This is a genomic window from Coprococcus sp. AF16-22 (assembly GCF_003461545.1).
GTDB lineage: Bacteria > Bacillota > Clostridia > Lachnospirales > Lachnospiraceae > Coprococcus > Coprococcus aceti.
The window spans coordinates 116173-138435 of sequence record NZ_QTXH01000006.1; the positions used below are offsets into that span (position 1 = coordinate 116173).

A 22263-nucleotide genomic window follows, 5' to 3' on the forward strand; every position below is an offset into this window, starting at 1 on the left:
GTCTCATCATCTACAGTAATACCAGATTCACGCCATCATCGACCGATGGCTGCCAATCATTATGTTGATATCACAACGCAAGCTCTGCGCTGACTACTCCCTTAATGAACGGTGATATTCTAGCATATTGATAAAATATTATCAAGTAGCATTTCCCTGTTATCGCATTATTGTCATTACAGATCTGTTCAGTCCTGCTTATCGATCTGAGTTGCGCTTGCCTCCTCAAGTGCCGGTGTTCCGCGCAGTTCTATGATAGGGCTTCCCTTGCCCTTTATATAATCACCTGTGATTGTCACCCTTCCTATGGTGTCATCCCTTGGGATCTGGTACATGATATCCAGCATGAATTTCTCTATGATGGCACGTAGAGCTCTGGCTCCCGTCTTCCTCTTGATCGCCTCCTCGGCTATCGCCTCGTATGCCGAATCGTCAAATCTAAGATCCACCTCATCCAGTGCAAGGAGCTTCTTATACTGCTTTAATATCGCATTCTTAGGCTCCTTGAGTATGCTCACGTACATATTCTTATCCAACGCATCAAGTGTGAAGAGTACCGGAAGTCTTCCAAGGAACTCAGGTATCATGCCAAACTCACGGAGATCCTCGGTTGTAACCTGTCTCAGCAGATTCGGATCATCATCATATTTGTCCTTGAGTTCAGCCTTGAAGCCCATGGACGCCTGCCTGCTTATTCTCTGCTTTATAATCTCCTCTATATCAGGGAATGCTCCACCACATATAAACAGTATGTTTCTTGTATTGATGGTCGTCATGGGAACCATAGCATTCTTGCTGCCCGATCCCACAGGTACCTCAACATCCGCGCCCTCGAGGAGCTTCAGCAGTCCCTGCTGTACGGATTCACCGCTCACATCCCTGCTGTTGCTGTTCTGCTTCTTGGCGATCTTGTCTATCTCATCTATGAACACGATTCCTCTCTCTGCCTTCTCCACATCATTGTCGGCGGCGGCGAGAAGCTTTGACAGAACGCTCTCTACATCATCGCCTATATAACCGGCCTCTGTAAGAGTTGTCGCATCAGTTATTGCGAGAGGCACCTTGAGAAGTCTTGCTATGGTCTTGACTATATATGTCTTACCACAGCCTGTAGGTCCCACCATCAGCATGTTGGATTTCTCTATCTCTATATCATCCATGGAATCTGTGAGAACCCTCTTATAATGATTGTATACAGCCACGGATATAACCTTCTTGGCATATTCCTGTCCCACAACATACTCGTCCAGCATAGCCTTGATCTTATGAGGAGCCGGAATTGTCTTAAGCGTGAGTTCTTCCTCCTGCTTCTTTTCCTTTGGCGCCTTCTTCTTGACTTTCTGTGACTTTGGCACGTCATTCTGTGCCTTGAACTTGGACATATCTATATTGCCAAATGGCATATTTGTCAGATCTATGAACTGCATATTGCCAAGCCCCGGCATGTTGCCAAACCCGGAATTGTTGAAGCTGTCAAATGATCTCTGCATGCAGTCTGCACATATATTTATATCTCCAGGCATATGTATCAGCTTGCCGGCCACGCTCTCCGGTCTCCTGCACAGGTAGCAGTATTTCTCGTAGTCGTCATCGTTGTCCTTATCATCCGATGCATGTCCATCGGTATCCACCGTATCCGGTGTCTTCTTATCTATATCATCATAATTCTCTGCCATATCTCATTTTCCTTTCCTGATTATACATATAGTCTCAGTCAGAAATATAATAACACACATATACCACATTTACCAACACCTGCAAATATGAAATTACTGTAAATTAACCGCTGGCACGCAGCGCCGCCCCGCTTCTGTCCTTAATATTATTAAGTCATTTGTCTGTTTTTTGTATTATTTTACCGCTGGCATCTTTCGAATCGTTTTAAAATTTCGGCATTTGCGAAGTGCTATGGAATTGGATTTTTCGCTATGCTATAATCATAAAAAATAAATCCAACGGGTAAAAGGAGGACTGTAATTATGAAGAAACTTGAAATCGTAGTTCGTTCAGAAAAGCTTGATGATGTAAAGTCAATACTTGATGAGTGTGAATCAACAGGTGCCATGGTATCAAACATCATGGGTTACGGTAATCAGAAGGGATATAAGACAACTTACAGAGGAAGCGAATATGTTGTAAACCTTATTCCAAAGGTAAAGATCGAGACCATAGCAGCAGACGATGTTGCGGACAAGATCATTTTCAAGGTTTGCGAGAGAATATCCACAGGTAAGATCGGTGATGGTAAGATCTTCGTATATGATGTGGCAGATGTCGTTCGTATCCGTACAGGCGAGCGTGGAGAGACAGCGCTCTAATAAGCACAGGTATCCAGTATCATTCCTTTTTCTAAATTGGCAGGCAGTGGCATTTGTCCACTGCCTGTTTTTTATCGTTCAGCTCTGTCTCCCAGTATCTTCAGCAGACTCCCCGGGGTCATCCCTGTATACCACTTAAACTCTCTCTGGAAATGCGCCTGGTCAGAATATCCCATGTCATCCATATAATCCGTGACATGTCCGCCCGGATGCTCCAGCATTTTTCTCACAGTCTCCCTGATCCTCACGATGCGGGCAAACCTCTTGGGGCTGACCCCCAGCTCCTCCACAAATCTCCTATGCACATGTCTAACGGTGCATCCCATCTGCTCAGCAAGCTCTAATATGCTTATCTTCCCTTTTGCCGCATATATGACATCCGCCTGTTTCACGATGTCCGAATCAGCCATGCCATTCCTCTGCCACAACGATCCGCATTTCTCTATATGCTCCGTGATCTCCTCTGTCGCACTCTCTATCGGATCTTCTGCACCATTTCCTGTAAATGCATGATCAGCCGTCAGCAGTTTTTCAAGCAGACGCATATCTTGGGTATCCAGAGTCTCCCTGCCAAATCCAAGATCCTGCTCCACAGATATGAAGCTGCAACTCTCCTCAATGCAAACAGCCGCCTCCAGTTCACCCGGATACACCCTTTTGATGTGTCCATCCATACATATCACACATATCCCAGCATTCTCCTGTGGCACTATTCTCAGCCCACCCAAGCTGTAACCAGCTCTCACATACACAGACTTCTCATTCTTTTCTATTAAATTAGTATGTACTTCACTGCAAAAATTAACATTCAATAAAAGCTGACTATCCATACGCCATCTCCGCATAACTTTATTTATCTTTACCGTATCTTTGCTTTATTATATTAAGTCCGCGCAAAATATAATAAGGTTTATCGTTCCACGTCCGATTTTTTCAATATTTTACCATATCTCAATACTATACTCAACCCAAGTTAGTAATTGAGGTGTGGCACTGAGATACTTATTATCAGTCATATCTCAGTGACGTACGATCAGATATAATGTGCACAAAGATGTGTTTTGTCAGGAGCATACCTGGCGGGACGCATCTTTTTTTATTATCTGATCACTTCCACAACTACAATGTATTAAAAGGAGGAATGATTATGGAAGACGTAAGCACAATTGTATTTGGAGTATGGTTCCTTGTCGGAGCCGCACTGGTATTCTGGATGCAGGCCGGATTTGCAATGGTTGAGGCCGGTTTCACAAGAGCCAAGAATGCCGGAAACATTATAATGAAGAATCTCATGGATTTCTGTCTCGGTACAGTTTCATTCATGATCCTCGGTTCATCACTTCTGCTCGGCAGCAGTGACTGGGCACTCGGAGGTTTCATCGGAAAACCATCATGGGATTTGTTCCTTCACTTTGAAAACTATGACTGGTCAAGCTTCGTATTCAACCTTGTGTTCTGTGCAACAGCAGCAACCATCGTGTCAGGAGCTATGGCAGAGAGAACAAAGTTCTCTGCATATTGTGTATACTCAGCTATCATCTCACTGCTGATATATCCTATTGAGGCTCACTGGATCTGGAATCCAGGTGGCTGGCTTGTAAAACTTGGCTTCCATGATTTTGCCGGTTCATGTGCCATCCATATGGTAGGTGGAATCTCAGCACTGATTGGTGCCGCATTACTTGGACCTCGTATCGGAAAGTTCAATAAGGATGAGAATGGCAAAGTAGTAAAGGTTCACACCTTCCCAGGTCATAACCTTCCACTCGGCGCACTCGGTGTATTCATCCTGTGGTTCGGCTGGTACGGATTCAATGGTGCAGCCGCAACATCTGTTGAGCAGTTAGGTTCTATCTTCCTCACTACTACTATCGCACCTGCACTTGCAACAGTTTCATGTATGATATTTACATGGCTCAAATATGGCAAGCCTGATGTGTCAATGTGTCTCAACGCTTCACTCGCTGGTCTCGTTGCCATCACAGCTCCTTGTGATACAGTCGATGCTTTCGGCTCAGCTATCATCGGTATCGTTGCCGGACTTCTCGTAGTATTCGGAGTATGGCTCTGTGACCACGCATTACATGTTGACGATCCTGTCGGTGCCGTAGCCGTACATGGTGTAAATGGTATCTGGGGAACAATCGCTGTAGGTCTCTTCTCCACAACAACTGTTCCTGGAAATGATACATTAAACGGTCTGTTCTACGGCGGTGGCATTCATCCACTTCTCATCCAGTTACTTGGATTTGCAGCAGTTGCAGCATGGACAGCAGTTACGATCACCATCGTATTCCTGATCATCAAGAAGACTATGGGACTTAGAGTATCTGAGGAGGAAGAGATCAAGGGACTTGATCCTACAGAGCATGGTCTTCCTACAGCATACGCAGATTTCCTGACAACAAAGTAATTCATAATATATAGTATTATCTGCAAGCAAAAAGCCTGTGGTATGAATCAAAGTTCATATCACAGGCTTTTTAATATATTCACATCCACATGCCATGTATAAGCAGTATATGCGGATTCTTCCTGTCTCCATACTCGTGTATTGTCATCTCTTACCCCCTGTAAAAGCATTGGTTAGATTGTCCTAACCTATGACATATTATCACAGAAAGGCACTTATATACAACACAATATTGCACAAAGAAAAAAGATCCCAGTCATTACGACCGGGATCCGTCTTAAAACAAACATCTATAGATTAAAGACTGTAAGAACCTGATTCTCCATCAGCTGTATAATATACCATGCCTGTTTCTGGCTGGTAGTATACGTTCAATTCCTTAACTGTCTTATTGCCAATAACTTCCTTCACCTTAGCAACGATTGCTGCCATCTCGATCTGACCGCCAGCGAACTCAACAAATACATTCTCTGTTGTCTTAGCTGGAGCTGCCTTCTTTGCTGGAGCCTTCTTTGCAGGTGCTGCTGCCTTTGTCTCTTCCTTCTTAGCTGGTGCTGTTTTCTTTGCAGGTGCTGCCTTTGGCTCTTCCTTAACTGGAGCTGCCTTCTTTGCAGGTGCTGCCTTTGTCTCTGTAGCTGCTGTCTTCTTTGCAGCTTCCTCTTTCTTAACTGCCTCAACCTTAGCAAGTGCTGCTGCAGGTGTTGCCTTTGTTACCTTCTTTGTCTCATCTGCCTTCTTTGCTGTAGCCATGATTCTTTCCTCCCAAATAAAAAGTATCTATGTAATCTTATGTATTTATTTTCAAGCTAGGTTGATATTACTCCATTTTTTATATTTTTTCAATATAACCAAATTCTTTTCTCCCTTTTGTATCGTTTTGGGAATTGATTTACAATAAATGGCAACACTTTACACAAAAAGGCGGTCACAGATCGTTGTAAATCCGTGACCGCTTTTGTCATTTTGTACAAATACGCACACTAATTCGTGAGAATATTAACCACTTCACTCAATTTCATTCCGTTTGATCCCTTCAAAAGCACTATATCCTCAGGCTTCATGAGCGCCATAAGGTATATCGCGATCTCCTCCGTGTCAGTGAATGACACAGTCTTGGCATACTTCGTATCACAGGCATCCAGAGCTTCCTTGATCTTCTGGGCATGCTCTCCGATGACTATGACCTCATCTATCTTCTTATCTCTGAGATACTCTCCGACTTCATAGTGGTACTCATCGCTCTTCTCTCCGAGCTCAAGCATATCGCCGAGCACGATATACTTCTTGCCCTCGCACTTCATGTCACAGAGGACATCGGTGCTGGCCTTCATGGAATCAGGGCTTGCATTGTATGTATCGTCTATGATCGTGTATTTGCCAGGAAGCTTGATGACCTTCTGTCTGAGGCCTCTGAAATTCTCAAATGCCTTCGACGACTTCTCATATGGAACTCCAAGCTGATGCGACACAGCCATGGCCACCAATGAATTGCGCACGTTGTGCAGTCCCATCACTCCTACCTTGACAGTTACAACGTCATCCCCATGTACCATATCGTATACAGAATATCCATCCTCCATGCGGATGTTAGTCGCTCTGAAGTCCATGCCCTCGCCGCAGCCATATGTGTATACCTTACATGGTATCTCATCCTTGACCGCATACAGCATAGGATCATCACCGTTGATATACAGTGTTCCATTCTCGCCCATGCCATTGATGATGCTGAGCTTCTCCTTGCGGGTGTTCTCCAGTGAACCCATATATTCTATATGTGCAACGCCTATGGTCGTTATAACGCATATATCCGGCTGAGCTATATCAGTGAGGATGTCCATCTCACCCGGCTCGCCGATTCCAAGCTCAAGAACAGCCGCATCGTACTCGTCTGTCATCCTTGACACCGTGATAGGCTCGCCGTACACCGAATTATAATTGCCCTCTGTGTGGAAGCACTTCATTCCAGCACTGACAGCCGCTGTGATCATCTCTCTTGTCGTGGTCTTGCCCACGCTTCCTGTAACCGCCACAACAGGCATATCGTATCTGTTCCTTATATACTTTCCAATGGCCTGCAATGCCTTAACAGTATCATCCACCCTGATATACGCCTTGTCCGACACCACAACATTGTCATGCTCCGATGTGAGTGTGGCTGCTGCAGTCTGAAGTGCTGATTCTATAAATCTGTGTCCGTCGGTTCTTGTTCCTATGATCGGCACGAACAGATCGCCCTCCTTGGCCTCCTTAGAGTTTATACAGATGTCAGTGAGAACAGTGTTCTCATCTCCGCAGAGGAGTACGCCTCCTGTAGCTTCCAGAATATTTTTTACTGTTATATCTACCATCACTATCCCCTTTTTTCATATTGATAAAATATATACAACCGGGCTTTACCGCCGCTCCGGCTTCATCAGGTGTCCATTATAGCACTGTATTATGCTTTTGTATATTTAAATCTCTTTACTTTTATAATCCCAGAACTGTTCAAGGATCCCGTCCACATTTTGCATGTTGCATATCACGCTGTCATTCCATTCCACAGGAAACAGCTCCGTGTAACGCCTGGTGGCAAATCTCTCGTCTATCAGAAGTATTATCCCCTGATCCGTCTCCGTCCGTATGACTCTTCCGGCAGCCTGAAATACCTTGTTTATTCCCGGGTACTGGTACGCATATCTGAATCCATTCCTGTCGGATGCAGCCTCTTTTTTGTCCGCCGCGGTTCTGCTGTCGAAGTAATCCATCATCAGCTTTCTCTCCGTGCACACCTGGGGAAGACCGGGTCCGACTATTATTGCTCCTATCAGCCTGTCACCAGTCAGATCGATTCCCTCGGAGAATATTCCGCCCATGATACACAGTGCCAGCACATTGTCCTTCTCCTCAAATGCCCTCAGAAAGCTCTCTCTGTCGCTCTCCGTCATGTATTGTTCCTGGGCTATAACTTCCACCCCAAGAGACTCTGGAAGCTCTTCAGTGAGCACATGCACCTTCTCCAGCATGGCATACGATGGAAAGAACACCATATAGTTGCCCGGTCTCGCACTTATCACGCGCTCTATATAGCTGTAAATGTTCCTGTACATCGCCTCATTACGGTTCGTGTATCTGGTCGTGACATCATTTGCTATCATTATCTTCCTGTTCTCCGCAGAAAATGGAGACGGGATGTATATTGCCCTGTCCTCCGGGCAGTCCGACAGCATCTCCATATAATATCTGACAGGAAGTATCGTAGCCGAGAAAAACACCGTGGCAAGCCCTTTGTCCAAGCAGTTTCTTATGTTAACTGCAGGCTTGACGCAGTACAGTCTCACCACAAATCTTCCGTCATCCCTTATCTCGTCATACACGACATAATTCTCATCCATCATCTCCGCAATGTTCAGAAATGAAGTGAGATTAAAATAAAAGTTCAGGACTTCCTTTCTCTCCGGGATCTGCCTGTGCTCCTCCAGAAAGAGCTGTATTGCTTCATGGAGGCTGAGCAATTTCAGGTGAAGAGGTGCTATGCTCGAGAGCACCCTGTATCCCCCCTCAGGAACCTCCTTCTTCATCGTAAGCAGCTCTCTGTTGCAGCTTCCTATATGTCTTGCCATACGGCCGCCATACTGGGCTGTGAGCTTCTTGAGCTCCAGAAAGTCCTCCTTCACAATCTCCGCACTGTACATGGACGAAGCCCTGTCCACAAGGTTGTGCGCCTCATCCACAAGGAATACATAATCTCCCGGCTTACCGCCCTCCGCCGCAAAGAACCTCTTGAGGCTCGCCCTCGGATCAAAGACATAATTATAGTCACATATCACCATGTCAGCAAACAGACTCACATCAAGGCTCAACTCAAACGGACACACCCTGTGAGCCTGTGCGTACCGTATTACCACATCTCTGTCAACCACCGTCTCATGTAATACCACGTCGTACAGCGCATCATTTACCCTGTCAAAATGCCCCTCGGCATACGGACATACCGCAGGATTGCAGTCCACCTGTTCCTGACAGCATATCTTCTCTTTTGCCGTGAGTATTACAGTCTTAAGCCTGAGACCTCTGTCCTCCAGCAGCTCCACCGCATTTCTCGACACAGTGTGGGCTATGGTCTTGGCTGTCAGATAGAATATTTTCGACACATGTCCCTGAACCATGGATTTTATGGACGGGTACACCGCCGCCATGGTCTTTCCGATTCCAGTTGGTGCCTGGACATACAGATGTTTTTCCTGCTCAATAGCCCTGTACACATACAGAGCCATCTCCTTCTGGCCCTTCCTGTACTCAAATGGGAACTCCATGTCCGAGATGGACTGATTTCTCATGAGCTGATGCTTTTCCACCAGATCAATCCATTTGCAAAGCTCCGCCATCATTGAGCTGAACCATTTCTCCAGATAGCCAAATGAATATCTCCGCCTGAAGAACTTCTCCTTCTCGCTGTCAAGGTTTACATAACTTATCCTTACATCTATCCAGCTATAATTATTCTCTTTTGAATATATATACGCATAGCACATCGCCTGGGCCACGTGGACGCGCTGCGGGCTCTCCATGTCATCGAGGTTCCTGTATATGCCCTTTATCTCATCTATAAGCACATCGCTGTCATGGAAGTCCACAGCATACCCCTCTGCCATGTCAAAGCCGTCGTCAATATCCCCGGACTCTTCCTGTTCGCCACCGCATCTGTCTATGATTCCATCAGCCCGGCCCTCCACAGTTATCAGATGTCCGCCAAGCTCCTCTGTATACCGGAGCGGCACCTCTGAATTATAATGAGACCCTGCCCTTTTCTGAAGCTTCCTGTGAATCCTGCTACCCGCATTCATCGCTTCTCTGGACAGAGTCCCACTACTGCTATCACTTATATCGCCACTGCGGAAGATGAATTCCACCAGGCTCCTAACTGATATTTTTATATTCATTATCTCTTATATACTATCTTCTCTGCGAGATCGTCCGCAGTCTGTCTGTCTATGAGTATCTCAACCAGCTTAAGTGCAAATTCTATGGCTGTTCCCACTCCTCTGCTGGTGATCACATTTCCGTCCACCACTACCGGCTCCGTGCTGTGGCGCTTCGCCATGAGCTGATCCTCACATCCCGGATAACATGTTGCATTCTTGTCCGCAAGCACGCCAAATGCGCCAAGTGCTGTAGGTCCCGCACAGATAGCAGCCACATAACCGCCTCTGTCATTCTGTGCCTTGACCATGGCCTGAACCTTTGAATTTGTCTTGAGGTTCGGAACCCCCGGAATACCTCCAGGAAGAACTACAAGATCGCACTGGTCATCGATCTCTGATAACTTCTCATCCATCGTGACCTCCATGCCGCGCGCTCCTGTCACTGTATCCTGATCGTCAGCCGACACCATCAGGCACTCAACTCCGGCTCTCCTCAAGAGATCCACCACCGTGAGAGCCTCTACCTCTTCATAACCTGTTGCAAATAAAACTCTTGCCTTCATCACTTTTCCTCCTTATTCGCACTCTTTACAAAACTGTCTATATCACGTCTGTCCATGCCGCTCAGGGCGCTGTTCTGATAGATACCGTCCTCAGTCACATCCCTGCCAAACCACGTTGGCGGCACAAATGTATTTGCAAATTTCTCCTCCGGGAATTCAACCTCAGCATAGGTGAGTCCGCCAAATATCCCGTCGAACACGTCCAGCTCGATCTTCAGTTCCCTGTCCACTTCACTGTCACCACAGGTTCCGTCTGTATCGGAAAGCGGTATTATATACCGGTCCTTCTCTATTATATTGCCGTCTGCCTTACATCTGAGATTCCTGTATTCATCCTCGTCCAGATCCATCTCGAATTCCTGCCTGCTGAGCAGTCCCTTGGATTTGACCGTGAGCACACGTCTGTCGTCCGTTCTCCTGATCCTTATGACCGGCTTCACGGACACATACATCTGTTCCATGTGCTTCACCTGATATTTTGTCAGATCGACAGGTATCTCATGTACAAGGTATTTTCTCTCTATCTCCATATATGCCTCCACCTATTCAAACCAAATGACCGCCTTATCAGAACACATCTCCCGGCGGTATATCTCCACTCACATAGCTTCCTATAGCTTTGTTCATAAATACCATGGACACGACAAGTGCGATGATCCATACAACAAACGAGGATAACAGATATCCAAGAGCAGTGTTGACCGACATTATGAACACCGCCAGAGTCTGTGCATAGACACATATCGTAAATACCTTGCCGTAGGACAGTCCCGTGTTGAGAATTCTTGCAAGTCTATTGCCCGCTATACTGAATATCAGCGCAAGGAGAAGCTGTCTGCCCGCCGATGCCACCATCACCGCAATGAACATGATCACCATGTACATATAAAATACCGGTGTCAGTACCGCCAGCTTGCTATTGTTGAAGCCATCCGGCAGGAACATGTATTTGAGCGGTGTCTCCATGTAATCATAGCCCTTGCCATCTGAGACCATTCCCATGACTATATTCTCACTTCCTATGGCGATGTACACTCCATCCGTTTCCATGGAGTCAAGGTTCACTGACGCATTCTCCGTGTTGATGTACAGAGTAGCATTTCCTATCTCAAGCTGCATATCATGTTCCATGTCGAGCTTATTGTCATGATATGTGAATGCCGGGATCTTATTTGTTATGAGATTCCTCAGACCTCCGACCTTGCCAACCCAGAATATGGCGTCTATTCCAAACTCTATAAATGCCAGTAAAAAGGATATGATCACCACAAACCACACAAGGCGTCCCGTCTTCAGCTTAACCAGTTGTTTGTAATTCTTCGGACTGCTGACCGCTATCGACAACTGATCGAGCAGCGTCACCTTCTTGTTCTCTTCCTGTTCTTCCATATAAATCTCCAACTCTAATAATTATTGACCGGCAAAATGAACCAGCTATTCCATCGGCTCTATGATCCCAAGCTTCACCATAGCCTTATATATTCCATCATTCTCCGCATCGTCTGTGACCATCATAACCTGTCTTTTGAGCTCCTCCGGCCCCTTCTCCATGATTATGCTGTTCGGACAATATAATAACATAGGTGCGTCATTGTTGCCATCACCAAATGCATATGCATTTTCAAGCGGAATATCAAAATAATCCAGAAGATACTGTATACCTGTCGCCTTACTGAATCCCTTGGGAACTATCTCGCAGAAATTTGAACCTCTGTCGATATAGTCAAAATGCTGTGATACATACGCGCGGAACTCAGGAACATTTTTATTGTCATCCGCGAACCAGCAGCAGAACTTGTCGAATTCAAAGTCATCCGAGTCCACATCCTCCCCAACAAATATTCCATTTGCCCGGAAGTATCTGACCATCTCTGCAAGGAGTTCATTTCCCATGTTCTGACCGTCCACGTACACCTTGTCTCTGTGCTCATACATTCCAAACATGTCATATCTGCGGCATGCATAAGCTATATCCCTGCACACATCCCTGCTGACATCATTGTGGAACAGCTCTTTGCCGTCATAGTAAATGGATGTTCCGCAGCCACACACAAAGCCATCAAAACCCGCATTCTTGATCTCATCAGTGACATTACAGTAAACCCTGCCAGTGTTGATGAACACCAGATGTCCGTTGGCTCTCGCCTGCGCCAGCGCATGCCTTGCGCTGTCCGGGAAGTATCTCCTTCCGTCCTCGGTTATAAGCGTTCCGTCTATATCAAAGAACAATATCTTCCTGTCTGTGCTTTTCATATATTATATCCATCCTGTCATATATTTACAGGCACATGTATTATAACTACACGTGCCTGTATCTTCTGTACGCATTATATTTTCACTTGATAACCTGCGCATGCATCAGCATGCTTCATTATATCGCATTTTCTGCAGTCTGCATTACAACTGCTTCATGAGGTCGATCATCTCAAGAGCTCCCATAGCGCAGTCATAACCCTTGTTGCCGGCCTTTGTTCCTGCACGCTCGATTGCCTGCTCGATATTCTCTGTTGTGACAACTCCGAACATTACAGGTACACCTGTCTCAAGTGATACTGAGGCAACGCCCTTTGAAACCTCGTTGCACACATAATCATAGTGGCTTGTCGCACCACGGATAACAGCACCAAGACAGATAACAGCGTCATACTTGCCGCTTGCAGCCATCTTCTTTGCGATCACAGGGATCTCAAATGCTCCCGGAACCCATGCAACTGTGATGTCGTCAGCATTTACATCATGACGGAGAAGTGCATCCTCTGCACCGCTTACGAGCTTTGAAACTATGAACTCATTAAATCTTGCTGCCACTATACCTATCTTTGCTCCATTTGCTACTAACTTTCCTTCTACCTTATTCATCTGATTTATCCTCCTTATTCTATATCGGAGCTTACCCAGCCCCTTCTTATGAAATATTAGACTTCGTGTAACATATGACCCATTTTCTCTTTTTTTGTCTTGAGATAAAATGCGTCAAACTTGGTTGGCTCTATCTCTATAGGAACTCTCTCCACGATCTCAAGATTGTAGCCTGCAAGGCCGTATACCTTGAGTGGGTTGTTGGTGAGGAGTCTGATCTGTCTGATTCCGAGATCCACAAGTATCTGTGTTCCTATGGTGTAATCCCTTGCATCATCAGGGAAACCAAGCTTGAGGTTTGCCTCAACGGTGTCAAGCCCCTGATCCTGAAGCGCATATGCCCTGATCTTGTTGATAAGGCCGATTCCTCTGCCCTCCTGTCTCATGTACAGGAGCACGCCTCTGCCTTCCTTGGCAATGGCCTTCATGGCCGCATCGAGCTGCTGTCCGCAGTCACACTTCTGTGAGCCGAAGCAATCGCCTGTGAGGCACTCGCTGTGCACACGGCAGAGAACAGGCTTGCCGTCAGCTATATCACCCATTGTGAGTGCCACGTGATGTTCACCGTTCAGCTTGTTGATATATCCACAGATCGTAAACTCACCATACTTTGTTGGAAGCTTTGCCTTGGCTACGCACTCAACGAATACTTCATGCTCTTTTCTGTACTGCACAAGCTTCTCTATGGTCGATATCTTAAGGTCATGAACCTTTGCAAATTCCACAAGGTCATCCTTTCTCGCCATGGTTCCGTCATCCTTCATGATCTCACAGCACAGTCCGCAAGGCTTAAGTCCTGCAACCTTCATAAGATCAACTGTAGCCTCTGTGTGGCCGTTTCTCTCTATGACTCCGCCTGCAACTGCCTGAAGTGGGAACATATGTCCCGGTCTTCTGAAGTCATCAGGCTTTGCATTCTCATCCACAAATTTTCTGGCTGTGTAGCCTCTCTCCTCGGCTGAGATTCCTGTGGTTGTATCCACATGATCCACTGATACTGAAAATGCTGTGCAGTGGTTATCTGTATTGGTTATACACATCTGTGGGAGATTCAGCTTATCCGCATACGACGCATCCATAGGCATGCATATGAGACCTCTCGCCCACTTTGCCATGAAGTTGACATTCTCCGTTGTAGCAAATTCTGCTGCACAGATTACATCTCCCTCATTCTCTCTGTCCTCGTTGTCGAGCATGACAACCGGCTTTCCCGCCGCAAGATCTGCAGCGATCTCCTCTATCGAGTTGAATTCAAAACTCATCACTCTACCTCCTTAAAATATCTGTCTACATAAATCCATTTTCTGCCAGAAACTTCATATCAAGTCCTGATCTATCTGAAGCATTTCCATTTGAAAGCTTTTCATCTGTATCGTCACCTTTGTATGGCATAAGCAGTTTCTCAACATACTTTCCAACCACATCATTTTCAAGGTTGACCACCTTGCCCGGCTTGCCATCCAGCAGCGTCGTCTCTCCCGCCGTGTGCGGAATGATCGACACCTTAAAGCATGTATCATCGACATACGCAACCGTAAGGCTTATACCGTCTATGGCTATTGAGCCCTTCTCAATGATGTATCTGAGTATCTTCGGAGAACAATCTATTGTCACCCACACTGCATTGTCCTCCCTTTTGAGCTCTCTGATCGTTCCGGTTCCATCTATATGTCCTGACACTATATGTCCGCCAAATCTTCCTCCGGCCGCCATGGCACGCTCAAGGTTCACCCTGCTGCCACCGGTAAGCTGTCCAAGTCCGCTTCGTCTCAAAGTCTCAGGCATGACATCCGCAGTAAAGATATTCCCCGATATGCCGGTTGCAGTAAGACACACACCGTTTACCGCTATACTGTCTCCAACCTGGCTTCCATGGAGAACCTTGTCTGCCTGCACCGTGATGCTGCAGGAGCTTACGCCTTTATCTATCTTTCTTATAGTTCCTATCTCTTCTACTATTCCTGTGAACATGTATGACCTCTTTTCTATAAGTTCTTAAACCTTTTTGTATCTGAGCATCACATCTTCATCAAATCTTCTGACCTCGTCAAGTCCAAACATATGTGCATCCGCAGGCACATCAACACCCGTTCCGGATACCGGACTGTACTTGCCCTCGCCGCCAAATATCTTCGGAGCAATGAATACACATGCCTCATCCACAAGACCTTCAGACACCATGCTGTAGTTGAGCTCGCCGCCGCCCTCAAGCAGTATTCCATCTATGCCTTTCCCGCCGAGGATCGTCATGAGCTGCCTTAGATCCACCTGTCCATCCACATCTTCAATCTCTATGATGCTTACACCTTTATCCTTGAGTCTCTCACACTTTGCTGAGTCTGAAGCTCCCGCTGCCGTCGTGGCAACTATGGTCTCTATCTCCCCGGCTGTCTGTACGATCTGTGAATCCTCCGGAATCCTGAGCTTGCTGTCACAAACTATCCTGATCGGATTTCTGACATTATCAGTATCCCTGTCCGTGCTTTTCTCTATTCTGCATGTCAGCATCGGATCATCCGCAAGCACTGTTCCTATGCCCGCCATAATACCCTTATGTCTGTTTCTGAGTTCCATGACATACGCCCTTGATGCCTCACCGGTTATCCACTTGCTGGCCCCTGTGTGGGTAGCGATCCTGCCGTCCATGGTCATGGCATATTTCATGGTCACATACGGCTGTTTATTTACTATATACTTAAAGAAAATGCCGTTTATGGCATCGCACTCGGCTTTGAGGCAGTGTGTGTACACCTCTATCCCGGCATCACGCAGTCTCTTAAAACCTTTTCCTGCCACCATAGCATTCGGATCATCGGAACCACAGTAGACCTTTCTGATCTTGTGCTCTATGATCGCGTCCACACATGGAGGCTGCTTGCCAAAATGGCAGCACGGCTCAAGCGTCACATACATGACTGCGCCCTCGGCATCTGCCTGATCCTTAAGACTGGCAAATGCTGCGCGCTCAGCGTGGAGCTCTCCATATCTCACATGATATCCCTCTCCTATGATCCTGCCATTCTTCACTATGACAGCACCTACAAGCGGATTTGGATTCACTGCTCCAGTGCCGCGCCTTGCAAGCTCTATGGCACGTCTCATATATGACGGATCAAATCCATCATCTATATCATATTTTTCCATATGACCACCATCCTACTTAATACCTTTACAGACAGACTATCGGATATTGCTCATTCAAGCCTCCGAAGTATCTGTTCGAAACACAAGAGAAAACCCCGAAGATAACTTCGGGGTTTTCTCTTGTTCAGGTATCCATCACCGAAATCCATCACAACGGACTTCCATCAGATACCCTGTTCTGAATATATAATACTTCTCTCATCCAGACTATACTGTCGGTCCCGGAATCACACCGGATCATGCCTCATGGCTCACGGACTTAAGGTTTCCCTAACACCGTCGGTGGAGAATTGCACTCACCCCCGAAGATCTATCATCATATGCAGTTGTCTCTTAAAAACGACTATATTGTATTCCATATGCCAACGGAATGCAACTGTTTTTTATGATGTATTTTACCGATAAATTTTAAAGCTGTGAATTGAACAGGCTCTTTATCTTGTAGATAATATCATCACTGTCCGCATTTATAGATGCCGCCTCATTTATTCCTGAGAGCTTTGCAAGCTCATCCGTGTCAGCATCTCCGCCGTAACCTATCGTGTATACAGGTATGTTCGACTGTCTGAGCGCACTTGTTATCTCATCCATGGAATATCCCACATTGGCATATCCATCGCTGAGAAGGAACAGCATACACTTTGCATCCGGGTGCTCTGCCTTTGCATCGGTTATCATCTTCATCGCAACCACAACGGCATCATACGAAGCCGTTCCTCCTGAAGCCATCAGATTGTTGACCGATCCCTGGAAATATGATCTCTGGTTCAGGTCAAACTGGGCGATCGGAACCTCCACTGTAACTGAGCTTGAGTAGCTGACAAGCCCAACATAATTGTTGTCATTGATATACTGCGCACCGTTTGTCAGACTGTTCTTGAGCTGGTTCATAGGATCTCCGTCCATGGAACCGCTGCAGTCCGCAACAAACACCGCGATGATGTCCTTGCCGTTATCCTTTGTCTTCTTGTATGTCTTGAGTCCCTGTGTGACCTGTGCACCGGAGAATTCTTCCGCCGCAGTATAATCATCGTTGGCATTGAAGCCCTTCTTTGTCGCGATCGTCTGCATATCATCACTCTTGCAGTAATCCACAACGAGCTGTATGGCCTCAAGCTCTGATGCAGACTTTCCCGACTTGTTACATATGTATACAGGATTGTCATGTCTCACGCCAAATGCAATGAAATCATACATTGACACGAGATTGCTGTCATTGATATATGCCTGATACTCTGACAGCATAGCATCGAGTGTTCCGTTTGATGCACTATCTCTCATCTGCTGTGTTGTATATGCAACGTATGGTATGTTTGAGTTAAACTTTGTAAAGTTATCCTCTCCGTCCTGAAGCAGCGTGAGCAGGAGGTTAAGTCCTGTGGCACTTGTCTGTGGGTTCGTGTATCCCATGGTGATCTTGTTATCCTGAACGGCCTTTATGGCATCGGCAGCAGTAGTGTAACCGCTGTCCTTCTTCACAAGGATTCCCGCTGTATTTCCAACCAGCCTGTCCGCGTAAAGCTCAAGGCTGCCACTGTTCGACATCGCATACTCTCCGAACAGGGTGTTGCTCGGGGTGTACAGATCCGGGAGATATTTGCCGGAAATGATATAGTCAGCGGCTGTACCGGATGGCACTGATCTCACGCTCATCGATACCGACTTGCCGTCCGCTGTCTTCACACCAGAACCGTTGAAGGAATTTGCCACATCTATAAGCCATGAGTCGTTGTCCTTTCCCGCCTTCTCACCTGATGTAAATATCTCTATATCTATGTCTCCATTACCCTCAACTGCCAGTGGATATTTGTCTATCTCAGGCAGCTCCGCATACAGATCCGGAGTGTCCAGAGTGACCGTACCCTTTACAGGGGTCGCTTCATTTACATCGAGATCTGCATATAACTCATCAAGAGTCATATCCGATCTTGATGATCCTCCATTTCCACCGCCTGCTATGTTGATAACCTTCCTGCCGACTATTCCGATAATGACCGCGATCATCGCAATTATCACCAGCACTCCGACTACCACTAATCCTTTTGTCCTCTTATCCATTTCTTCCTCCTTTTACATTCCCTGACTGTGGACATCCTGCCTCATGCCATTCATGCACTCTATGACATCATCCACATATTTCATATCCAGCGAACTCAGGTTGGTGTCAATATCAACCATCTTCTCCACCAGAATATTGAACTTTCTCACCAGCTCGTCGCCCTGTCTGCACAGATTGTCGAGGTATACCGGCTGGGGTCTAGTGTAATAATCGTATGTCTGTATAAAGCCTATGGCACTGTCCATGTTGCTCTGTGCCTGCTGCTTTATATCCTCGTACAGATTGCGGATACCACTGCCCTCCTCCACATTCTCCTGGAAGTATTCCTCCCTGGACATTATGCTCTCATACTGTCTGTTGAGTCTCTCTATCTGTGCATCAAACAAATGTCCCCTGGCACTGTCCTTGAGCTTCTCCGTCGAGCGTCTTCCCTTGAGTATATGTACATTTGCTGTTATGGTGAATGTCAGCCACACTACACTGATTGCAACACCTATAGCTATTCCCACCATACTGTCAGCCAGCACAAACATTACTATTGCCAGTATGAACATTATCAAGCCTATGATATTGACCGCTATCAATCCCATCGTTTTTCCTCCTAAAGTCAATATATATCACACCGCATCTGCATGTTCATTGTCTCTCTGCAATACGCTGAGCCTTCGCTTTGCAGCATCGGTGACCGTAAGTCCCGAAAAGTCAGCAAATTCCTTCTTCTCATTTCTTATGAGCATGACCGCAAACTCCCTGTCCGTCTCCTCCGCGCAGGACAGCAGTTCATGGTAATCCACCGGCCTATCCTCATATATTCGAAGCGCAACAGCCTCCGGCACAACAATAAACGTCATGGACGTGTGCGTCTTATCCGCTATGTATATCTCCGCCTTGTCCGCAAATTTTGCAAATTCCTCCGCCTGAGTCTGAAAGCCTCCACTCTGAAGCTCCGCCAATATCCTGTCTCTGTCCTCCATGAGACTGTCGAGATACAGATAGCCCTTCAGCAACAGGAGTCCCATAAGTCCATCTGACATATTGAAGTCAAGTATACAGCCATGTCCCTCGTCACTGTCCGTCAGTACATGACACACGCACTCCGCTATATCCTCATCGCTGAGTCCGCTGTATTTATACGCCTGCTCAATCCCATCATTTGTTATGAGCACGGTCTCTACATTTCCCCTTACAGACTTTTTCTTCCTGATGCTCTCAACAGGACGTGCAGCTATCTTGAACGCCTTCAGCTCATTTACAGCATCATCTATACTCTTCTTCCCTGATATAGAGGTCTCAAACCGTCCCTGATCCGTAGCTGCCGCCTGCACATTCCTGTATATCCTTTGTACAGAGATCTTATTTCTCCTCATTATCGCACTTAAAATGTCAATATCTGACTTCTGACCGGCCAGATATCTCTGAAGCTCCGCTCTGAGCTTTCTCCTGAAATCAAGCTCGTACTCAGTGTTGGTTATATCCGTTCCTGAATACCACCGTTTCTCCAGATATTTGTAATTATCCGGATCCCTCAGTCTGTCCAGCGCACTGTTCTTCAGACTGTTCACACCTTCCTCATCGGTCTCCAGCTCACAGGCAAGTTCCGGCACACTGCATCTGTCATGTCTGTAGCCATAGAGCTTATCTATCACTATCTTCTCCCTGTAATTCAGTTTGTCTATGAGTTCATCGAACATCCGCCTGCACATACCATCCTGTGAATAGGACAGCGTATCCGCCTGAACCCCAAATACAGAACTGTACAGTGCTTCATACGGACTGATAACATCCAGCATATATTTATTATTTTCTTTTCTTAGAACATACGCCCTGTGCAATATCTCACACCTCATTCTATATAAGTTCTTAATCCAATATGCAAACTGGCATACATATCTGATATGCCCATCATCATTTTTACTTATATCTGAACTTAATCATTTTTATTATACATGTTTTGCCACAAATTAAAAACATAAAAGTGACGGGATATGGTATTTTATTATTTTATTAAGTGTTTATACAACTGTCTGTCCACCTGTGGTATAATGAATCGACAACAAACTGGGAGGATATCTATGATCAGATTTTTGCCGGATGAATACTATTCATCCACATACAAGATAGATTTCAAAAAGTATTACGACATGGGATACAGAGGTATACTGTTCGACATAGACAACACTCTTGTGAGACATAATGAGCCGGCCACATCCAGAGCGATCCAGCTCATGGAACAGCTCAAGGCCATGGGCTTCAAGGTATGTCTGGTATCCAACAACAAGGAGCCAAGGGTTGCCGCTTTCAACAAAAAGATGAAGGTGAATTACATATTCAAAGCCGGCAAACCATCGAAAAAGGGCTACATCCGTGCCATGAACGAGATAGGCTGCAACATAGACAACACGATCGCCGTGGGCGACCAGATCTACACTGACATCATCGGAAGTGCCAGCCTTGGCATACACACTATCCTTGTCAAGCCTATAGACACAAGCCACGAGGAGATACAGATCACCCTCAAGAGGATCATTGAAAAGCCGTTTATTTTCTACTTCAGGAAAAAGCATGGCATGGTAAGATAATTTCTGTTATTCATAACGCAACACAAAAGGCCGTATTCACATATCTGCCTGATATGTGAATACAGCCTTTTATTAAATATCTCAGTAACATATACGTTCTGTCATGATGTTACACATCTGTGTGATCCACAGAACGTATGTTAGTCGTTGTACACCTTCTTGAACTCTGTGTATCCCTCTGACTCCAGCATGTTTATCTGCTGCTTCATGTTCTTTCTCATCATCTGGATAGTCACTGTCTTACCTGCCTGGCGAAGTTCCTTTGCCTCCTTGAAGATCTCAAGCTTCTTGTCCAGTGTCACATCCTTGTGAATGAGGATAGCCACGTTGTCAGAATCTATCTTGTATCCATTCTCAAGCTTGTCCTTGAGTATGGTGATTATTCTCTCAAAACCTATTGAAAATCCTGTTGCAGGGACATCCTGTCCACAGAAGTTTCCAACCATCTTGTCATATCTTCCGCCGCCGGCGATGGAGAAGTTGTAGTCATCTATTGTAACCTCAAAAATAGGTCCTGTGTAATATCCCATACCTCTCACAAGAGTAGGGTCAAATACGATCTTTACGCCATCTGCAACCATGGTCTTTGCACTTGATATGATCTCGTCCATATTGGTTATAACCTTTGGATCAAGGCACTCAGCGTCTATGTCCCTACAGAACTCAGCGCAGCTCATATCTCCAAGGTTCTGGTATATCTCAAGATACTTGTCCACCATCTCTGCGTCGTATCCGTTCTCTGTGAGCTCTGCTCTTATGCCATCCAGACCTATCTTGTCATACTTGTCAAGGCTGATGAGTATTGAAGCAATGTCTTCCTCTGCAAATCCCGCATTCTTCGCAGCACCACGGAGTATCTGTCTGTCGTTGATGTGGATAGTAAAATCTGTTATTCCCACCTCAGAGAATATTCTTGAGAGCATATCGGATGTGGCTGCCACAAGCTCTATCTCCGCAAGGTTTGTATTGTCACCAAGTATATCTATATCGCACTGGGTGAACATTCTGAATCGTCCCTTCTGTGGCTGATCCGCACGGAATACAGGTCCGATCTGGAGTGCCTTGAATGGGCTTGGAAGCTGCTCCTTGTTGTTCGCATAATATCTTGAGAGTGGAAGTGTAAGATCGTATCTGAGTCCGCTGTCTGCCAACTCTCCCTTACCTGCATCGATGGCTCTCGCAAGGTCTGCGCCTCTCTTCATCACCTTGAAGATAAGCTTCTCATTGTCACCGCCCTGCTTGCTTGTAAGATTCTCTATATGTTCCATAACAGGAGTCTCTATCTGTGTAAATCCAAATCTGGAATAACTTGTCTTGATCATTGAAAGCACATGCTCTCTAAGCCTCATATCAGCCGGGAGCTGATCACACATACCTTTTACCGGTGTCTTGATGAATTTTGCCATTTCTTATCCTCCTGATCT

The 22263-nt window shown here is 46.0% G+C and carries 19 protein-coding genes, 1 pseudogene and 1 riboswitch; of the genes and pseudogenes, 3 read left to right on the forward strand and 17 right to left on the reverse strand.

Translation table 11 applies throughout. The annotated features are described in order from the left end of the window. Positions 1-188: 188 nt before the first annotated feature. Positions 189-1676 (reverse strand): ATP-dependent Clp protease ATP-binding subunit ClpX, encoded by a 1488-nt coding sequence (gene clpX, locus DWW60_RS08395; protein ID WP_015533898.1) that lies wholly within the window; start codon positions 1674-1676, stop codon positions 189-191. A gap of 303 nt (positions 1677-1979) precedes the next feature. Between clpX and DWW60_RS08400 the strand changes: the two genes are divergently transcribed. Next, the gene (locus DWW60_RS08400) at positions 1980-2318 is read left to right on the forward strand and encodes a P-II family nitrogen regulator (protein ID WP_015533899.1); all 339 of its coding nucleotides are present in this window, start codon (positions 1980-1982) and stop codon (positions 2316-2318) included. Positions 2319-2389: 71 nt separating this feature from the next. Here DWW60_RS08400 and DWW60_RS08405 read toward each other — a convergent pair whose 3' ends face one another. Further along, positions 2390-3148: a helix-turn-helix transcriptional regulator gene (locus DWW60_RS08405; protein ID WP_158565895.1), complete on the reverse strand. Its 759-nt coding sequence runs from the start codon at positions 3146-3148 to the stop codon at positions 2390-2392. 311 nt (positions 3149-3459) lie between these two features. Between DWW60_RS08405 and DWW60_RS08410 the strand changes: the two are divergent. Next, positions 3460-4716, forward strand: a pseudogene (locus DWW60_RS08410) (ammonium transporter); the annotation flags it as partial. A gap of 312 nt (positions 4717-5028) precedes the next feature. Here DWW60_RS08410 and DWW60_RS08415 read toward each other — a convergent pair. The 14 genes from DWW60_RS08415 to DWW60_RS08480 form a co-directional block, all read right to left on the reverse strand. Continuing rightward, positions 5029-5481: a DUF6465 family protein gene (locus tag DWW60_RS08415; RefSeq protein WP_117875015.1), complete on the reverse strand. Its 453-nt coding sequence runs from the start codon at positions 5479-5481 to the stop codon at positions 5029-5031. Positions 5482-5711: 230 nt separating this feature from the next. Continuing rightward, positions 5712-7079 (reverse strand): UDP-N-acetylmuramoyl-tripeptide--D-alanyl-D-alanine ligase, encoded by a 1368-nt coding sequence (locus DWW60_RS08420; protein ID WP_117875017.1) that lies wholly within the window; start codon positions 7077-7079, stop codon positions 5712-5714. Between the two features lie 105 nt (positions 7080-7184). Beyond that, on the reverse strand, positions 7185-9653 hold the full coding sequence (locus tag DWW60_RS08425; RefSeq protein WP_117875019.1) for an ATP-dependent DNA helicase: 2469 nt from the start codon (positions 9651-9653) through the stop codon (positions 7185-7187). Next, entirely contained in the window at positions 9653-10198 is a 546-nt protein-coding gene (locus DWW60_RS08430; RefSeq protein WP_015533905.1) for a DJ-1 family glyoxalase III, read from the reverse strand. Before DWW60_RS08430 ends, DWW60_RS08425 begins: the two co-directional genes overlap by 1 nt. Then, a complete protein-coding gene (locus DWW60_RS08435; RefSeq protein ID WP_015533906.1) occupies positions 10198-10728 on the reverse strand; it encodes a CYTH domain-containing protein in 531 nt (176 codons plus the stop codon). Before DWW60_RS08435 ends, DWW60_RS08430 begins: the two co-directional genes overlap by 1 nt. A gap of 37 nt (positions 10729-10765) precedes the next feature. Then, positions 10766-11587, reverse strand: coding sequence for a DUF1189 domain-containing protein (locus tag DWW60_RS08440; RefSeq protein WP_015533907.1), 822 nt, complete (start codon positions 11585-11587; stop codon positions 10766-10768). A gap of 45 nt (positions 11588-11632) precedes the next feature. Continuing rightward, on the reverse strand, positions 11633-12451 hold the full coding sequence (locus DWW60_RS08445) for an HAD family hydrolase (protein WP_117875021.1): 819 nt from the start codon (positions 12449-12451) through the stop codon (positions 11633-11635). 144 nt (positions 12452-12595) lie between these two features. Further along, complete coding sequence (gene ribH / locus DWW60_RS08450; RefSeq protein WP_015533909.1) at positions 12596-13057, reverse strand: 6,7-dimethyl-8-ribityllumazine synthase; 462 nt, start codon at positions 13055-13057, stop codon at positions 12596-12598. A 56-nt stretch (positions 13058-13113) separates the two neighbouring features. After that, entirely contained in the window at positions 13114-14319 is a 1206-nt protein-coding gene (locus DWW60_RS08455; protein WP_117549269.1) for a bifunctional 3,4-dihydroxy-2-butanone-4-phosphate synthase/GTP cyclohydrolase II, read from the reverse strand. Between the two features lie 25 nt (positions 14320-14344). Beyond that, positions 14345-15028: a riboflavin synthase gene (locus DWW60_RS08460; protein WP_015533911.1), complete on the reverse strand. Its 684-nt coding sequence runs from the start codon at positions 15026-15028 to the stop codon at positions 14345-14347. Positions 15029-15052: 24 nt separating this feature from the next. Beyond that, positions 15053-16201, reverse strand: coding sequence for a bifunctional diaminohydroxyphosphoribosylaminopyrimidine deaminase/5-amino-6-(5-phosphoribosylamino)uracil reductase RibD (gene ribD / locus DWW60_RS08465; RefSeq protein ID WP_117875023.1), 1149 nt, complete (start codon positions 16199-16201; stop codon positions 15053-15055). Between the two features lie 186 nt (positions 16202-16387). Continuing rightward, positions 16388-16515: riboswitch (FMN riboswitch) on the reverse strand. Positions 16516-16609: 94 nt separating this feature from the next. Further along, positions 16610-18259 carry a vWA domain-containing protein gene (locus DWW60_RS08470; protein ID WP_117875025.1) on the reverse strand — a complete coding sequence of 550 codons (1650 nt, stop codon included), beginning with the start codon at positions 18257-18259 and terminating at the stop codon, positions 16610-16612. A 12-nt stretch (positions 18260-18271) separates the two neighbouring features. Continuing rightward, a complete protein-coding gene (locus DWW60_RS08475) occupies positions 18272-18850 on the reverse strand; it encodes a hypothetical protein (protein ID WP_117875027.1) in 579 nt (192 codons plus the stop codon). 27 nt (positions 18851-18877) lie between these two features. Beyond that, complete coding sequence (locus tag DWW60_RS08480; RefSeq protein ID WP_117875029.1) at positions 18878-20050, reverse strand: hypothetical protein; 1173 nt, start codon at positions 20048-20050, stop codon at positions 18878-18880. Between the two features lie 282 nt (positions 20051-20332). Here DWW60_RS08480 and DWW60_RS08485 point away from each other — a divergent pair, with 282 nt between their 5' ends. Then, on the forward strand, positions 20333-20839 hold the full coding sequence (locus DWW60_RS08485; RefSeq protein WP_015533916.1) for a YqeG family HAD IIIA-type phosphatase: 507 nt from the start codon (positions 20333-20335) through the stop codon (positions 20837-20839). A gap of 140 nt (positions 20840-20979) precedes the next feature. Here DWW60_RS08485 and hisS read toward each other — a convergent pair whose 3' ends face one another. Then, positions 20980-22245, reverse strand: coding sequence for a histidine--tRNA ligase (hisS, locus tag DWW60_RS08490; RefSeq protein WP_015533917.1), 1266 nt, complete (start codon positions 22243-22245; stop codon positions 20980-20982). Positions 22246-22263 lie beyond the last annotated feature (18 nt).